The 14,770-nt window shown below is 66.6% G+C and carries 17 protein-coding genes; 2 read left to right on the forward strand and 15 right to left on the reverse strand.

Annotated features, from left to right (window positions below; all coding sequences use genetic code 11):
* Positions 1–5: 5 nt before the first annotated feature.
* The 10 genes from ACQUSQ_RS02865 to ACQUSQ_RS02910 form a co-directional block, all read right to left on the reverse strand.
* A complete protein-coding gene (locus ACQUSQ_RS02865) occupies positions 6–296 on the reverse strand; it encodes a 50S ribosomal protein L21e (RefSeq protein WP_435066995.1) in 291 nt (96 codons plus the stop codon).
* Positions 297–346: 50 nt separating this feature from the next.
* Positions 347–613, reverse strand: coding sequence for an elongation factor 1-beta (locus ACQUSQ_RS02870; protein ID WP_435066996.1), 267 nt, complete (start codon positions 611–613; stop codon positions 347–349).
* A gap of 2 nt (positions 614–615) precedes the next feature.
* Positions 616–795: an HVO_2753 family zinc finger protein gene (locus ACQUSQ_RS02875; RefSeq protein ID WP_049936424.1), complete on the reverse strand. Its 180-nt coding sequence runs from the start codon at positions 793–795 to the stop codon at positions 616–618.
* Positions 796–857: 62 nt separating this feature from the next.
* The gene (locus tag ACQUSQ_RS02880) at positions 858–2,078 is read right to left on the reverse strand and encodes a tripartite tricarboxylate transporter permease (RefSeq protein ID WP_435066997.1); all 1,221 of its coding nucleotides are present in this window, start codon (positions 2,076–2,078) and stop codon (positions 858–860) included.
* Between the two features lie 88 nt (positions 2,079–2,166).
* Positions 2,167–2,508: a 50S ribosomal protein P1 gene (gene rpl12p, locus ACQUSQ_RS02885; protein ID WP_435066998.1), complete on the reverse strand. Its 342-nt coding sequence runs from the start codon at positions 2,506–2,508 to the stop codon at positions 2,167–2,169.
* 18 nt (positions 2,509–2,526) lie between these two features.
* Positions 2,527–3,576, reverse strand: a complete 1,050-nt coding sequence (locus tag ACQUSQ_RS02890) for a 50S ribosomal protein L10 (protein ID WP_435066999.1) — start codon at positions 3,574–3,576, stop codon at positions 2,527–2,529.
* Positions 3,573–4,211 carry a 50S ribosomal protein L1 gene (locus tag ACQUSQ_RS02895; RefSeq protein ID WP_435067000.1) on the reverse strand — a complete coding sequence of 213 codons (639 nt, stop codon included), beginning with the start codon at positions 4,209–4,211 and terminating at the stop codon, positions 3,573–3,575. Before ACQUSQ_RS02895 ends, ACQUSQ_RS02890 begins: the two co-directional genes overlap by 4 nt.
* A gap of 111 nt (positions 4,212–4,322) precedes the next feature.
* Positions 4,323–5,087 carry an ABC transporter ATP-binding protein gene (locus tag ACQUSQ_RS02900; RefSeq protein WP_435067001.1) on the reverse strand — a complete coding sequence of 255 codons (765 nt, stop codon included), beginning with the start codon at positions 5,085–5,087 and terminating at the stop codon, positions 4,323–4,325.
* On the reverse strand, positions 5,087–5,803 hold the full coding sequence (locus tag ACQUSQ_RS02905) for an ABC transporter permease (RefSeq protein ID WP_435067002.1): 717 nt from the start codon (positions 5,801–5,803) through the stop codon (positions 5,087–5,089). Before ACQUSQ_RS02905 ends, ACQUSQ_RS02900 begins: the two co-directional genes overlap by 1 nt.
* A gap of 2 nt (positions 5,804–5,805) precedes the next feature.
* Positions 5,806–6,732, reverse strand: a complete 927-nt coding sequence (locus ACQUSQ_RS02910; protein WP_435067003.1) for a substrate-binding domain-containing protein — start codon at positions 6,730–6,732, stop codon at positions 5,806–5,808.
* Positions 6,733–6,871: 139 nt separating this feature from the next.
* Between ACQUSQ_RS02910 and ACQUSQ_RS02915 the strand changes: the two genes are divergently transcribed.
* Together ACQUSQ_RS02915 and ACQUSQ_RS02920 are read left to right on the forward strand one after the other, a co-directional pair.
* On the forward strand, positions 6,872–7,567 hold the full coding sequence (locus ACQUSQ_RS02915) for a TOBE domain-containing protein (RefSeq protein ID WP_435067004.1): 696 nt from the start codon (positions 6,872–6,874) through the stop codon (positions 7,565–7,567).
* A gap of 116 nt (positions 7,568–7,683) precedes the next feature.
* Entirely contained in the window at positions 7,684–8,718 is a 1,035-nt protein-coding gene (locus ACQUSQ_RS02920) for an NADH:flavin oxidoreductase/NADH oxidase (protein WP_435067261.1), read from the forward strand.
* A 4-nt stretch (positions 8,719–8,722) separates the two neighbouring features.
* On the opposite strand, the gene ACQUSQ_RS02925 is transcribed toward ACQUSQ_RS02920, so the two are convergent.
* The 5 genes from ACQUSQ_RS02925 to ACQUSQ_RS02945 all read right to left on the reverse strand — a co-directional run bounded on the left by ACQUSQ_RS02925 (position 8,723) and on the right by ACQUSQ_RS02945 (position 14,755).
* The gene (locus ACQUSQ_RS02925) at positions 8,723–10,063 is read right to left on the reverse strand and encodes a DUF362 domain-containing protein (protein WP_435067005.1); all 1,341 of its coding nucleotides are present in this window, start codon (positions 10,061–10,063) and stop codon (positions 8,723–8,725) included.
* A 45-nt stretch (positions 10,064–10,108) separates the two neighbouring features.
* Entirely contained in the window at positions 10,109–10,597 is a 489-nt protein-coding gene (locus ACQUSQ_RS02930; RefSeq protein ID WP_435067006.1) for a 50S ribosomal protein L11, read from the reverse strand.
* A gap of 74 nt (positions 10,598–10,671) precedes the next feature.
* Entirely contained in the window at positions 10,672–11,730 is a 1,059-nt protein-coding gene (locus ACQUSQ_RS02935) for a M20/M25/M40 family metallo-hydrolase (RefSeq protein WP_435067262.1), read from the reverse strand.
* Positions 11,731–11,782: 52 nt separating this feature from the next.
* Positions 11,783–13,570, reverse strand: a complete 1,788-nt coding sequence (locus tag ACQUSQ_RS02940) for an ATP-binding protein (protein WP_435067007.1) — start codon at positions 13,568–13,570, stop codon at positions 11,783–11,785.
* A 45-nt stretch (positions 13,571–13,615) separates the two neighbouring features.
* Positions 13,616–14,755, reverse strand: coding sequence for a DUF5305 domain-containing protein (locus ACQUSQ_RS02945; RefSeq protein WP_435067008.1), 1,140 nt, complete (start codon positions 14,753–14,755; stop codon positions 13,616–13,618).
* Positions 14,756–14,770: the final 15 nt, after the last annotated feature.

Genomic DNA, 14,770 nt, shown 5'->3' on the forward strand with positions numbered 1-14,770 from the left:
CGCGACTACTGCTGGGCCTTGAGGTGTGCCGCGCCCACGATGAGCGTCTTATCTTTGCCGCCGTCGTTGATTTCGACCTTGAAAGCGCGACCCTGCATTCCGACGACAGTTCCGGTGTGCCCGTTGAATCGGGGGTGGAACCGGCCGTCGGAGACGCTGGGGTCGAGCGTCAGGTGAACTTTCTGACCGTCGTCGTACTCCTGAATCGCGCGCTGGGGCGGGGAGGCGCCACGCTCTCGGGGGTCGTTCGAGAGCTTACCGCGCGTCCCCTTCAGCGGCCCATTTGAACTCGGCATTGTCGTGTGAGTGATTACTGCGGTGGCGATTATAAATGGTGCGTTACGCGTTAGATGCGACCGACGTTCTCGACGGCGACGCTCTCGACGCCGTCGACGCCCGAGAAGGCTTCCTCGACGGCCTCGGTGCCCCCGGCGTCGTCGGGGACGATGACCGTCGGCAGGAGCGCGACCAGACCGAACGCGACTTCGTCACGCTCGAAGCCGTTGATTTTCGCGCCCTCGGGGAGCGACGCCTCCAGTCGGTCTTGCAGGTCGTCGAGGTCAACGTCCGGGCTCTGGGGCATGACCTTCATCTTGGCAGCGACCTTTCCCATGGTTACGGCCCCCTGAATCCGCAGTCCGGGCATTCATAGAGGTTGCTCTGTTTGCGGCACTTCGCGCAGCGGTAAATCTGCTGGCCGCAGTCCGGGCACTTGAACGCAGCGGCGCTCATCCCGGAGATGTTGATGCCACAGGAGACACACTGGCGCTCCTGTTTTCCTTCCGTCTGGCTCATACGCTAACGAACCCGCCCGCGGCTTTTAATCGTTGTCTTTCGGGCTTCGATGACGACCCACATCAGCGAACGATAGCTGGCGCGAGGACGGCCATGAGATGGACGCGGCGCACGCCGACCAGCGGCGGCAACAGACCGACGACGGCCGCGAGCGCGAACACCGCGAGTCCCAGCCAGCCGGCGAAAATATAGGCCAGAACGACCAGCAGTCCGCCCGTCGCGAGCGAGACGCGAGTGTGGTCGAGTCGGCCGACGGTGCGAAGGTAGGCGTCGCCCACGGAGACGACGAGCGCGAACCCCACCGCCGACGCGAGACACGCCGTCGCGACGAGGAGGCCGGCCGCCGCGGGCACCTCGGCCCGGTCCATCGCGACCATCACGCCCGTTCGCGGCGTTCCGAGCGCGAGCAGGGCGAACAGGGCAAACAGTGTGTTTGCCGTGTTCGCACCGCTGGATGCGACGAGGAAACCGCGCGCTCCCGAATCGCCGGGGACTGCGGGCAGGACGAGCACCGTCCCGACGGCGGCGGAGACGCCGGGCAGGTAGCCGACCAGCGCGCCCGCGCCGGCGCCCGCTCCCGCCGTGCCGGCCAGCGTCCGCCGGTCGAGCGTCACCGTCGGGTCGGCCTGTGGCGGTATCCCCTCCCCGTCGAGCGCCTCGACCAACACCGGCGCCCCGAACAGACCGGCAAAGAGCGGCGCGAGGACGCCACCCGCGGCGACCGGCCCCGAGAGCGACAGGTCCAGAACCGCCCACCCGAGCGCGCCGGCGACGGCGAGCACACAGACCGCCGCGGCCCGCCGTCGCCACGTCGGTTCGGTGGCGACGAGGATACCGCCGACGACGGCGAGCGTGACCGGCAGGTGTCGACGGAGCGTCGGGTACGCGGCTTCGACGGCGCGGGTCAAGGGCACCGCGACGACGAGGGCGACGACGACGGCGAGGCCGCTTCCGAGCGCCGAGAGCCGGAGGGCCTCCCGCCCCCGCCCGTCGAGGACGAGCCGATGGCCCGGGAGCGTGACTGCCGCCGTGGCCGGGTCGGGGACGCCGAGTGCGAGGGCGGGCACCACGTCGAGAAACGTGTGGACGACGCCCGCGGCGAGCATCGCGGCGCCGAGCGCGACGGTCGGTCCCGGCATCACGGGGACGACGGAGGCGAGCAAGAGCGCGAAGTTGTTGGCGTGCAGGCCGGGCGTCAGCCCGCTGCAGGTGCCGAGTGCAACGCCAGCGAGAGCGTACGCGAGCGTCGTCACCCCGGTAGTCGGGAGCGAGACGGGGAGCATCCCGCGGAGGTGGCGGCGTGACCGCTCTTGAATCTACGCGTCGCTGGCGACGTGGCACCGAAAAAAATCGAATCTGGAAGTGGCCGAGTTAGCCGAAGAGTTCGCCGAGACCCTCGCCGCTGGCCTCTTCGTCCTCTTCGTCCTCTTCTTCGGCGGCTTCCTCTTCCTCGGCGGCTTCGGCTTCCTCGCCACCGTCGCCGTCCTCGTCGGTGTCCGAGGAGCCACCGGCAGCGGCGCCGCCTGCGGCGGGTGCGGCGGCGGCCGTGTCGATGGCTTCCTCGATGTCGACGTCTTCGAGAGCCGCGACCAGCGCCTTGACGCGGGACTGCTCCACGTCGACACCGGCGGCTTCGAGGACCGCGGTCACGTTGTCTTCGTTGATCTCTTCGCCAGTCTCGTTCAGGATGAGTGCTGCGTAAACGTATTCCATTGTCGTGTATCTCCGTTGTTAGTCGAACATTGCACCGAGGCCTTCGCCGGCGTCACCGTCGTCCTCATCGTCGTCGGTGTCGGTATCGGCGTCCGTCTCGGTGTCGTCCGTCGTCTCTGCTTCGTCGCTCGATTCTTCAGTCTCTGCTTCCTCGGTGGCTGCGGGCGCTTCGACGCCGCGCAGTTCCTCAGGAAGCGCCTCGTCGTCGTCGATTTGGGCCGCGAGCGCGCGAACCTGTCCGTCGGCCTGCGCCACGAGGTCCGGCATCAGCTCGGGGTCCTCGATGGCGGCAAAGAGACCGACTGCCTTGGCCTGCCCGGCTGCCTTGGCCAGCAGCGTCCCCGCCGTCCGAGCGGTGGGGTACGATGCGTTGACCGAGAGGTTCCGAGCGGCGGCCGCCGCGGACTCGACGTCGGCGCGGTACTCGTCCACGTCGATGGCGAGTTCCTCGGGGGCGAACAGGACGCCCTCGGAGTACACCGAGCGCAGGTCGAGGCCGACTTCCTTCGGCTCGATGCCGAGTTCGCCGAGGACGTTGGCGAGTTCGTCGCTGACCTCGCCACCGGCTTCGAGTACGGTCGAATCGGCGGTGACCTGAATCGAGCCGTCCATGATGCGGGCTTCCGCGCCCACCTGCTGGAGTTCGCCCACGAACGGACCGGGGTCGACGCCGGTGTCGCCCTCCGGAATCACGATGTCGTTGGGCGCGATTTCGCCCGCGTTGATGGGAGCGGGCGTCTTCGAGGCTTCGAGCTGCTGGAACAGACCGAACGGATTGTCGTCGGTTCCGATAAGCGCCACCTGCCCGTTGACGAACTCCGAGAGCTGTTCGTGGCCCTCGTCGACCTCCTCGAGCGCTCGGCGGACGAGCGTGTTGCGGCTCATCCGCACTTCGGCGCTGCCGTGGAGGTCACGGCGCATGTTCTGGAGCTGGCGGCTCGGAATGCCGGCGACGCCGACGATGCCGACGCTGCTGTAAGACCGGATGAAGTCGACGAGTTCGTCGACCTCCTCCTGTTTCCACTGGGGAATCGTCTCCGTCTTGCGGACGGCCTCGCTCTCGCTCATGCGGGCACCTCCACGGACGGACCCATGGTCGTTTTGACGTAAATCGCGTCGATGTTGAGCGGCCCCTTTTCCAGAGCGGCTTCGAGTCGACGGACAATCACGTCGATGTTGTCGGCGATTTCCTCGGCGTCCATGTCCTCTGCGCCGACGCGCGTGTGGAACGTGCGTCGGTCACGGCTTCGGAGCTGGACGGTGTTTTTCATTCGGCTCACCGTCTCGACGACGTCGTCGTCGGGCTGGAGCGGCGTCGGCATCTTACCGCGCGGCCCGAGGACGGTCCCGAGATAGCGACCGATATCCTGCATCATCGACGCTTCCGCGACGAAGAAGTCCGTTTCGTCGGCGAGGTCCTTCGCGGCGTCGTCGTCGTCCCCGAGTTCTTCGAGTTCGTCGGGGTCGAGGACGTCGTCCGCGACGTCTTCCGCACGAAGTGCGGTCTCACCGGTAGCAAAGACGACGATTTGTGTCTCCTGACCGGTTCCGGCCGGCAGGACGACACTCTCGTCGACACGATTCGACGGGTCGTTGAGATCTAGATCACGCAGATTCACGGCGAGGTCGACCGTCTCGCGGAAGTTCCGCGGCGGGGCCTCGTCGAGGGCGTGATTGACTGCTTCCTCTATTGTATCTGCCATCTTTCACCTCCGTAGTACGCGTAGTGCTCCTACGGGTCAGTGAAACAGGCGGTGGCCTGTCTCATCGGAACGAGGTGGAAGTCGGACTTAAACCCGTCGAAGCGCCGACAGTCAGTACACGAGTTCGCCGGAGACGAACTTCGCGGTCCGCTCGTCGCTCGGGTTCTCGAACACCTGTTCGGCCGGGCCGAACTCCGCGATGCCGTTGCCGAGAACGACGGCGACTCGGTCGGCGATGCGCTCGGCCTGATGCATGTCGTGGGTTGCGATTCCGATGCCGATACCGCGGTCCCGAGCCTCGAGTATCGCCTCCTCGATGAGGTCCGTGTTCCGCGGGTCGAGGTCGGACGTCGGCTCGTCGAGGAGGAGATATCGCGGCTCGTAGGCGAGCGCCCGCGCGAACGAGACGCGTTGGGCCTCACCGCCGGAGAGCGAGCGCGCCTCCTGATTCACCTTCTCGGTCAAGCCGACGAGGTCGAGCGCTTCGGTGACGGCCTCGGGCGTGCCGTTCGACCCCGCAATCGACCAGAGTTCGTCGCGGAGCCGGTCGCGCCACGACTGTCGAACCCGCAGGCCGTACTCGACGTTCCGGGCGACGGTGGCGTCGAACAGGCTCGCCTCCTGAAACACCATCCCGATTCGGCGGCGAAGCCGCAGGCGTTCGTCCTCGTCCAGCGACCAGATTGGCTTCCCGTCGATTCTGACCTCACCCTCGGTCGGTTCGAGAAAGAGCGCGAGGATGCGCAGAATGGTGGTTTTGCCGACCCCCGAGGGGCCGATGATGGCCACCACCTCGCCGGGGTCGATAGAGAGCGAGAGGTCCTCGACGACCGTCTCGCCGTCGTACGCGTGGGTGACGTGCGACAGTTGGACCATCAGCGCATCGCCCCCTCGTCGCCGAGACGAACGACGATAGCGTTGACCGTCAGCACGATAGCGAGCAAGACGACGCCGAGCACCATGGCCGTATCGTACTGCCCTTGTCGCGCTTCGAGTTGTATGGCCGTCGTCAGCGTCCGCGTCTTCGAGATGCCGTCCGAGCCGGTGATGTTGCCACCGACGATGAGCACCGACCCAACCTCGCTGATGGCGCGGCCGAAGCCGGCGAGAACTGCCGTCGCGATGCCGTAGCGGGCCTCCTTGATGATGACCAGCGCCACGTCGAGTCGCGTCCCGCCGAGCGCGTGGGCCGCGTCCCGGACGTTCGTGTCGACGCCGGCGATGGCCGCGAGGCTGATTGCCGTAATCGGCGGCGTCGCGAGCACGAACTGCGACATAATCATCGCCTCTTTGGTGAAGATGAGTTCCAAGTCACCGAGCGGTCCCTGATTCGAGACGATAAAGAGGACCATGAGCCCGACGACGACGCTCGGAAAGCCCATGCCGGTGTTGATGATTGACTTCACGAGCTGTTTGCCCCGGAAGTCGGTAAAGCCCATCAGCATCGCGATTGGGAGACTGAACAGCGTACTCAGCCCCACCGCGATGAGACTCACGTACAGCGAGACGTAGATGATACTCCGGACGTACCCCTCTCTGAAGGGGAACTCGACGAACGCGGGGAGCAGTTGTGCGACCGGTTCGAGTAGCACGCTTACTGGCTTGTGGAGTTGCTACTCCAGCCTTCCGGAACGTACTGCTGGAAGTCGGGGTCCTCCGAGAGCGCTTCGGGGAAGAACAGCTGCTCGCCGTTCATGGTGTAGTTCGAGATGCTGTCCTGTGCGTCGGGACTCGTAATCCAGCCGATGTAGGCCATGGCGAGGTCGTAGTTGGTGTCGGAGTGAACCGCCGGGTTCACCGCCATGATGCCGTACGGGTTGGAGAGAATCTCCGGCCCGCCCTCGATGGGGCCTTGGACCAGAATCACGAGGTCGATTTCCGAGCGCTGAGAGATGAAGGTCCCGCGGTCCGAGAGCGTGTAGGCACCCTGCTGGTTGGCGACGTTGAGCGCCTCGCCCATGCCGCTCCCGGTCTCCTGATACCAGTCGCCGCCGGGGTCGGTGCCCGCGGCCTCCCAGAGGTTCAGTTCCTTCGTGTGGGTCCCGGAGTTGTCACCGCGGGAGACGAACGCCGACTCCGACTCGGCGATGGCGTTGAGCGCCTCCGTCGCCGAACTCATACCCTGAATCCCGGCCGGGTCGGACTCGGGACCGACGATGACGAAGTCGTTGAACATCAGGTCGCGGCGGTTGACGCCGTACCCGTTGCGCATGAACTCGTCTTCGAGCCCTCGGGCGTGGACCATCACCACGTCGGAGTCGCCGTTCCGAGCAGATTCGAGCGCCGCGCCCGTCCCCTGTGCGACGGCGTCGACAGTCACACCGTACATCTCCTCGAAGTCGCCGTGGATGGCGTCGAGAAGCCCCGTGTCGTAGGTACTCGTCGTCGTGGTGAGCGTGAGTGTCTCGCCGGCGACACCGGCGCCGCCTTCACTCTGACCGCCGGTGCCGGAACAACCGGCCATACCAGCGACGACTCCGCCACCGAGCGCTGCGATAAACTGACGACGTTGTATCGTCATGGAAATAACCATGCGAGATACCGATAAAATAAGTTTCGATAAGTCGATTTAGGGAGCCCTTAGTAACCTCTAACAATTTCATTTTCAGTCTAACGTAACCGGTAGCAAGACCTTTGCTTGCGCGACCTGTAGCTTTCCCATGGAGTTTTCGACCGAGTTCGACGCTCGAATCGGTCAGGGCGACGTGACGCTCAGCGCGCGCGACGTGGCGTTGCTGCGGGCCATCGACGACCACGGGTCGATTAACGCCGCAGCGACAGCGCTGGAGCGGTCGTACTCGCGGGCCCAACAGCGCATCGTGACGCTGGAGGAGACCTTCGGCTCGCTCGTGACCCGCGAGCGCGGCGGGTCGGGCGGGGGCGGGAGTCGCCTCACCGACGACGCTCGCACCCTTCTCGCGCGATACGACCGCCTGCGCGCGGAGTTCAGCGGCGTCGCCGAGACGGCGGAGACGGTTCTGGACGGGGTAGTCGTCGACCGCGAGGGCGAACTCGCGACGGTGGAGACGACGGCGGGCACCCTTCGAGCGCTCGTCCCCGACGACAGCGGGACCGACGAGGTTCGACTCACGATCCGGGCCGACGCCGTGACGCTCCAGTCGACGTCGGACGCGGCCGGGTCTGACCGGACGAGTGCCCGCAACCGACTGGAGGGAACGGTCCGGGCCGTCGACGCCGGCGAAGCCGTCGCACTCGTCGACGTCGACGTCGGGAGCGTGACGCTCTCGGCGCTCGTTACGGACGCGAGCGTCGAAACCCTGAATCTGGCCCCCGGCACGCCGGTCGTCGCCTCGTTCAAGGCGACGGCGACGCGGGGCGTCCCCGCCGAGAAGTAGGCCACACCTTCGCCGGTTCCGGCAGGTGTATCGCCGCCGCGCCACAACGTCGACCCGTGTCAGCCGACCTGTTTACACCGCTCGAACTGCGTGGCACCGAGATACCGAATCGCGTGATGGTGTCGCCCATGTGCCAGTACTCCTGCGAGGGCCGTGACGGCCTCGCCACCGATTGGCATCACACCCATCTCGCCAGTCGCGCCGTCGGCGGCGCCGGTCTCGTCATGTCCGAAGCCACCGCCGTCGAAGCGCGCGGCCGCATCACGCCCCACGACCTCGGCATCTGGAGCGACGACCACGTCGACGCCCTCGCCGACATCACCGCCTCGATTCGCGACCACGGGAGCGTGCCCGGCATCCAACTCGCCCACGCCGGCCGAAAGGCGTCCAAGACCCGCCCGTGGGAGGGAAGCGACCCACTCACCGACGACGACGGTTGGGAGACGGTCGCGCCCAGCGACGACCCGTGGCCCTACGAGTCGGAGACGGTTCCGACCCGAGCGATGACGACCGACGACATCGACGACCTGATAGAATCCTTCCGGGCCGCCGCCGAACGCGCCCACGAGGCGGGCTTCCGCGTCGCCGAAATTCACGCCGCCCACGGCTACCTGATTCACGAGTTCCTCTCGCCGATCACCAATCAACGGGACGACGAGTACGGCGGCGGGTTCCGCGACCGGACCCGGCTCCTCCGCGAAATCACGACCGCCGTCCGCGAGGTGTGGCCCGCGGACGACCCGGTGTTCGTCCGGATTTCGGCGACCGACTGGCTGCCCGATCGCGAGTCGTGGGACGTCGGCAACTCCATTCGACTGGCCGACGACCTCGCCGAACTCGGCGTCGACCTCATCGACGTGAGCGCGGGCGGCATCCACCCCGACCAGCAGATTCCGTCGACCGGCCCCGGCTATCAGGAGCGCTACGCCCGCCGCATCAAACAGGAGTCGGAGAGCGATATCGCCGTCGGCGCCGTCGGCGGCATCACCACGCCCGAACAGGCCGACGCCCTCGTCCGTAACGGGCGCGGTGACCTCGCCATCGTCGGCCGCGAACACCTCCGCGACCCCTACTTCGCCCTCCACGCGGCACAGGAACTCGACCGCCTCGACGACGTCGAGATTCCGCCCCAGTACTACCGCGCGTTCTAACCCGTCAGTCGTGGCCGCCGCTATCGGGCGACGGCGCCGCGAAATCGCCCGAGTCGTCGAACGCGACCGGTTCGGGTTCGCTAATTACGCGCAGGTCGTCGCGCTCGCGCGCCGCCTCGACCAGCGGCTCGGAGGCGTAACACCGCTCTAACCGCATCGTGTCGGTGACGCGGAGGACTCGCGCCTCGTCGCCCGAAACGGGGCCGATGGTGCCGAGCGCCCCGAACAGGCCCGCGCGGTCGTTCTCGACCACCGGCGGGAGCCGCACCCCGCGGACGGTGCTGGCGGTGATGGCATTGATGAGCGACTTCGACCAGTCGAGGGTCGCCTTCACCTCTTGATGGGCGAAGTCGGCCTGTCCCATCCCCATCGCGTTCCCCTTCGACTTCTCGGTCAGGCCCCGGAGGTAGATGCGCTTGACCGTCGGCGACTCGGGTTCGGGTTCGTTTATCGTGAAGTGTCGCCGCCCGGTGACGTTGGTGTCCATGCCCTGCCCGCTCACGTCCTTACCGATGCGGTCGACCACGAGGACGTCCAAGTCGTCGTAGGGGAGTTTGGGCATTCGGTCGTGAGCCATTTCGAGGAGTTCGCGCTCCCGTTTCAGGAAACCAGAGGCGGGGACGCCCTCGATGAGCGTCGTGTCGTCGTGTTCGTCCTCGACGATGGCGACGCCGCCGGCGACGGGTAGGGAGTCGAGCAACAGGCTCGCGATTTCGGGGAGCATGTTGCGGAGGCTCCAGTCGACCGCCCAGTCGTGGGCCATCTTCGCCCCGCGTTGTTTCCCCATGCCGATGACGAGCATCTTCGAGAGGCCGCTCTCCACCTCGCCGCCGAAGTCGGTGTGGGGCTTGATTCGGTTGACCATCACGATGCTGTCAGCGGCAACGGCGTTGGCGTCGGCGTACACCGGCACGCCGCGTTCGGGCGTCTCGCCCACCGTCTCGACGTCCATCGTCGCGCGAATCTCGCAGCCAATCGACTCCTCGGTGACGCCGAGGGTGGCGAGTTTGTCTCGCTGGCCCTCGGCGGTCGCCCCGCCGTGACTCCCCATCGCCGGGAAGACGAAGGGTTCGTACCCCCGTTCGCGGACGCCACCGACGACGCCGCGGACGATGGCGGCGAGGTTGGCGATGCCGCGACTGCCGGCGCCGATGGCCACTTCGCCACCCTCGGGCACGCCCTCGAAGTCGAGGTCGTAGGCGGCGTCGGACGCTCGGGACTCTATCTCCTCGGTCGGAATCGGGTCGGTGTCCCAGACCTGTTCGACGACGCCCATGCGCGGCATGGCGATGTCGCCGACGGTCGTTCGGATGGTGTCCTCGGGGACGACGAGCGAATCAGTCATCCCGAGACGATTATCGGGACGTGGAAAAGAAACCCGCGGTCGGCGTTACGCGGCGGCCTCGTCCGCGAACCGGTCGTCGTACTCGCCCTCGTCGATGCGCTCTTTGAACTCTCGGGGGTCGTTGCCCTCGATAGTGACGCCGAGCGAGACGCAGGTGCCGACGACTTCCTTCGCGGCGTTTTTCAGGTCGTACGCGAGCAGGTCGGACTGCTTCTGCTCGGCAATCTTCTGGACCTGTTCGACGGAGAGGTCGGCGACGAAGTTCTCTTGGGGTTCGCCGCTGCCCGTCTCGAAGCCGGCTTCGTCCTTGATGAGTTCCGCCGTCGGCGGAACCCCCACTTCGATGGTGAACGAGCCGTCGTCCTCGTATTCGACGGTGATGGGAACTTCCATCCCGTCGAACGCTTCGGTTTCGTCGTTAATCTGCTGTACGACGGCCTGCACGTCCACGGGCGTCGGACCGAGTTCCGGCCCGAGCGGCGGGCCAGGCGTGGCCTCGCCGCCGGGAACGAGCACTTCGATAGTTCCAGCCATATCGCATCAAACCCGCGGGCGACTTTTAACGGTTTTCTTTCGACGTACGGGTGTGACTCCCGGTCACAGACCCCTCACACGTCGACGGCGAACGACTCCACGTCGCCGGCGCGCTCGGCCATCGCCCCGAGAAGCGTCGCCACGGCGTCCAAGTCGTCGGTGTCGACGACTTCCACCGGCGTATGCATATAGCGGTTCGGGAGGCCGAGATTCAGCGACGGCGTCCCGCCCCGTGACGTGTAGAAGGCGTCGGCGTCGGTGCCCGTCCGACTCCCCGCCGCCTGCGTCTGCACGTCGATATCGGCGTCGTCGGCCGCGTCACGTGCTAGTTCGACCACGAGCGGGTGGTTGACGCTCCCGCGCGTCACGACCGGCCCCCCACCGAGTTCGACCGGCCCCTGTGCCTTCTCCGGAATCCCCGGCGAGTCCGTCGCGTGTGTCACGTCCACCGCGACGACGGCGTCCGGGTCGAGGTCGAACCCGACCATCTTCGCGCCCTGCAGGCCGACCTCCTCCTGAATCGTCGAGACGGCGTACACCGTCGCCGAGACGTCCGTCTCGACGGCGCGGCGCAGACCCTCCGCGACGGCCCACGTCCCGACGCGGTTGTCGAGTGCGCGCGCCGAGACGTGGGAGCCGTGCAGGTCCTCGACGGTGGTCGAGACGGTGACGGGGTCGCCGACCGACACCAGCGACTCGGCCTCGTCGCCGTCGGTCGCGCCCACGTCGACGTACTGCTCCTCGATGTCGTCGTAGCTCTCTTCCTCACCCTTGCGCAGGTGAATCGCCGTCTGCCCGACGACGCCCGACACCGGTTCGTCGGCGTGAATCGTGACGTGTTGCCCCTTCGAGACGGTGCGGTCGGCGCCGCCGATGGAGCCGATGCGGACGAAGCCGTTATCGTCGATTCGGCGGACGATGTAGCCGATTTCGTCGGCGTGGCCGGTGAGTGCAATCTCGGTGTCTGCCTCGCCCTCGTGGACGGCGACGGCGTTGCCGTAGTCGTCGGTCCAGACGTCGTCCGCGAACTCCGAGACGTAATCTATCCAGACGCGCTGTCCCCGAGTCTCGAAGCCAGACGGACTCGGCGTCTCCAGCAGGCGGTCGAGAAACGCTCGCCGCTCGGATTCCAAGGCCATGCTTTCGCGTACGCGAGCGCGGCCATGAACCCAGCGGTTCCGGGCGTCAGTCGCCGTGTCGCGTCACGCAGGTCGACAGCCCCGTCAACTCTACCGGCTCGGAGTTGTCCGGCGAGTAGACCACCATCTGCCCTTTCTCCATGTAGGGCACCTTGTCCTCCAGCGTCGGGGGGATGTTGACGCTCTTGATGGCGTCTTCGTCGCCGAGGTTGAGAACGAGTTTCGTGTTCACCTGTTTGAACACCGAATCCGCGACGTCCTGCGGGTCCTGCGTGATGAGGAAGAGTCCGAGACGCTCCTTGCGCCCCTGTTTGGCCGCTTCGGTGAACTTCGTGATGACCTTCCGGGCCTGCACGCTCTCGGCGTCGGTGAGGAAGTTGTGGGCCTCGTCCATCCCCACGATGAGCGGCGTCTCCTTGATGCGGTCGTACGCCGGGTCGTTCGACAGTTTCTCGTCAACGAGCAGGCTCGCGACGGCCAAGACGACGAGTTCCGTCGCCCGCGAGTCGTTGACGTGGTAGGTCGGGACGACGGTCAATCCACCGGGTCGGACGAGTTCGTGGACGAGGTCCGTGACGGGGCGGGCGTCTTGGTCGAAGACGCGTCGGAACGCGCTCCCGAGGGCGCGGCGGCGGACGGCGTCGAACGTCGCCTCGTGGACCCGGCCCGACTCGTCGAGTTCCTCGCGGAGCGCGGGGTCATCGAGATACGTCGTGAACTGGTCGTAGGTGGCGTCGGCGCCGTAGTCGTCGAAGAATCGCCCGAGGAGGTAGTCGAGTGCCTGATACTGGTTGTCGTTGAGGCGGGCGCCCGCGACAAGCCACGGCCGGTGTTCGACCATGCTGAACGGAATGGTGAAGGGGACCTGCTCGGCGCGGTGGGAGCCGCCGCCGTAGGCCGCGTCGCCGATTGCGGGCACGAACGCGATGGTGTCGTCGTGGCCGCCGTGGGCGACGCCCTCGCGGTCGAGTCGGCGAGCGGTCGCGTCGTCCATCGAGGGGTTGTCGTCGTGCATCTGGGCGTACTCGTCCTGCGGGTCGAACTGGACGACGGCCGTCGACACCTCGCGCCCGTCGGCCATCGGATACGTCGTGTCGAGATACTGGCGGAGGACGTTCTTCGAGGCGTGTGTCTTGCCCGACCCCGTGCCGCCGGCGACGAGGGTGTGCCGAAAGACGAGGGGGTCGCCGTCGGCGTAGTCGTCTTTCAGCCGGTAGTCGATTGTCGGCGGACTCGCCGCCGTCCGCACCGTCTCGCCCCCGACCGAGAGGTGACCGAGGAAGACGCCGTCGGACGGGATGGCGAGTCCGGTCTTGATTTGCTCGGCGTCCGTCGCCTCGCCGACGACGGCGCCGGGTTTCGGCACGCGGTCGACCATCCGACGCTTCAGTTCGGTGTCCCCGTCCTCCCCCTCCTCGAACAGCACCGCCACCGGGTCGAGGGAAGCGACGAACTTGTAGTCGCGCTCGGTGAAGCCGTCGCGGCGCATCGCCCGCCGGGCGTGAATCTCGGTCGCGTCGTCGGCTTCGAACTCTTGGTCGTACTCCAGCGCCGTGATGCGACAGAACAGCGTCTCCTCGTCCGGATAGGGGACGAGGAGGTACTTGCCCAGCCGGACCGACTCGCGGTTGTCGCTGGTGACGAAGGCCTTGAGCGCCGTGTCGTCGCCGTCCTCGGCCACGCGAAGCCCCTGTGAGACGGAGATGGAGCCGAGCCCGCGGTCCGAGCCCGAAGGCGAGACGTCGTACGATTCGAAGTCGTCGGCCGACGAGTCGCCGGCGTCGTCGGCGTCGTCGTCCGCGGAGAAGTCGGTGAAATCGCCGAGGTCGGACATGGTCCCTACCACGGAGGTGGGGACCAAACCCCTTTCGCCCCGTCGTCAGGATGCGTCGCCCTCGGCCGCGTCGACCTCTCCCTCGTCGTCACCGAGCATCGCATCGAGCCCCGCAGTCGGCGGTTCGAACACGTACAGAAGCCCCTCGTGAGTGACGTAGAAGACGCCGTCCTCGGGGTGTTCGAACACGCGAGCGTCCACGTCGATTGCGGTGTCGACCAGTCCGGCGAGCGAGTCGACTTCGACTCGGGGTCGGTCGAGGACGTCGTCCGGCAGACGAGCGGTCGTTATCCAGTCGTCGAACTCCGCACGGGTCGACTCGAACTCGAGCATCGTTCGGTCCGCCTCGGAGACGGTAAAGCGGTCGTCGTAGCGGCCGTAGCCGAGGCCGACTGCGCCGACCAACCCCACGAGTAGCGCGAGTGGCCCGCCGAGTCGATAGAGCGGGCCGTACTCTCGCTCGCGAGTAATCTGCTCCGTCGTCGACCCGGTGAGGGACTCGCCCTCGACGGCGCCGGGTTGATAGGTCGACCCGTCGACGACGATTGGGAGCCGGTACGTCGCGCTGCGGTCGACCGACTCGCCGTTTATCTCTCCCTCCACATCGATGTCGCTACGGACGACGATTTCGGACGACCCGGGCATTCCGCCGAGGCTTTCGTCGATTGTATCTATCCGGGACTGGACCTGACTCACGTTCCGGGAGAACGTCGCCGTCGCCGATTCTCCGGGGCCGACGTCGCTCGCCGTCGTGGTGTCCAGTGGCTCCTCGATGCGCCAGTACTCGGTGGTCGAATCCTCTTCTTCGGAAATCGACCGCAGAACGAGTGTCTGGCTGACGGTCACGTCGACGGACCCGCCGTCGCTCGCCTGATATTCGAAGACGAACGTGCCGTCGAGCCGAGGGCTCGCAGCGAAGAAGTACGCGGGCCGGTCGGTGAGTTCCGTATCGACGTCGAACAGCGGGTTCGGTTCGGTGACGGTGGCCGACGTGGTGTAGGTTCCGTTCCCTTGCCAACGCGCGACCTCTCGCTGTTCGGTAGTGGTTCCCGGCGACTGATACGCCGTATAGGTCGCGAATCCCCCGACTGCGGCCAACACGACAGCCAACAGAACGATGACCCAGAGCCACTGGTCGAGCGCTGCGCGGACACGTACCTCTGTTCTGTCTCCCCCCGACGACATTGAAACCTCGTTTCT

It is taken from the genome of Haloplanus sp. C73, assembly GCF_051195115.1.
GTDB lineage: Archaea > Halobacteriota > Halobacteria > Halobacteriales > Haloferacaceae > Haloplanus.

Coding starts and splice junctions, on each gene's coding strand:
- ACQUSQ_RS02865 (WP_435066995.1), bottom strand. CDS start 296: ATGCCGAGTTCAAATGGGCCGCTGAAGGGGACGCGCGGTAAGCTCTCG.
- ACQUSQ_RS02870 (WP_435066996.1), bottom strand. CDS start 613: ATGGGAAAGGTCGCTGCCAAGATGAAGGTCATGCCCCAGAGCCCGGAC.
- ACQUSQ_RS02875 (WP_049936424.1), bottom strand. CDS start 795: ATGAGCCAGACGGAAGGAAAACAGGAGCGCCAGTGTGTCTCCTGTGGC.
- ACQUSQ_RS02880 (WP_435066997.1), bottom strand. CDS start 2,078: ATGCTCCCCGTCTCGCTCCCGACTACCGGGGTGACGACGCTCGCGTAC.
- rpl12p (WP_435066998.1), bottom strand. CDS start 2,508: ATGGAATACGTTTACGCAGCACTCATCCTGAACGAGACTGGCGAAGAG.
- ACQUSQ_RS02890 (WP_435066999.1), bottom strand. CDS start 3,576: ATGAGCGAGAGCGAGGCCGTCCGCAAGACGGAGACGATTCCCCAGTGG.
- ACQUSQ_RS02895 (WP_435067000.1), bottom strand. CDS start 4,211: ATGGCAGATACAATAGAGGAAGCAGTCAATCACGCCCTCGACGAGGCC.
- ACQUSQ_RS02900 (WP_435067001.1), bottom strand. CDS start 5,087: ATGGTCCAACTGTCGCACGTCACCCACGCGTACGACGGCGAGACGGTC.
- ACQUSQ_RS02910 (WP_435067003.1), bottom strand. CDS start 6,732: ATGACGATACAACGTCGTCAGTTTATCGCAGCGCTCGGTGGCGGAGTC.
- ACQUSQ_RS02915 (WP_435067004.1), top strand. CDS start 6,872: ATGGAGTTTTCGACCGAGTTCGACGCTCGAATCGGTCAGGGCGACGTG.
- ACQUSQ_RS02920 (WP_435067261.1), top strand. CDS start 7,684: ATGGTGTCGCCCATGTGCCAGTACTCCTGCGAGGGCCGTGACGGCCTC.
- ACQUSQ_RS02925 (WP_435067005.1), bottom strand. CDS start 10,063: ATGACTGATTCGCTCGTCGTCCCCGAGGACACCATCCGAACGACCGTC.
- ACQUSQ_RS02930 (WP_435067006.1), bottom strand. CDS start 10,597: ATGGCTGGAACTATCGAAGTGCTCGTTCCCGGCGGCGAGGCCACGCCT.
- ACQUSQ_RS02940 (WP_435067007.1), bottom strand. CDS start 13,570: ATGTCCGACCTCGGCGATTTCACCGACTTCTCCGCGGACGACGACGCC.
- ACQUSQ_RS02945 (WP_435067008.1), bottom strand. CDS start 14,755: ATGTCGTCGGGGGGAGACAGAACAGAGGTACGTGTCCGCGCAGCGCTC.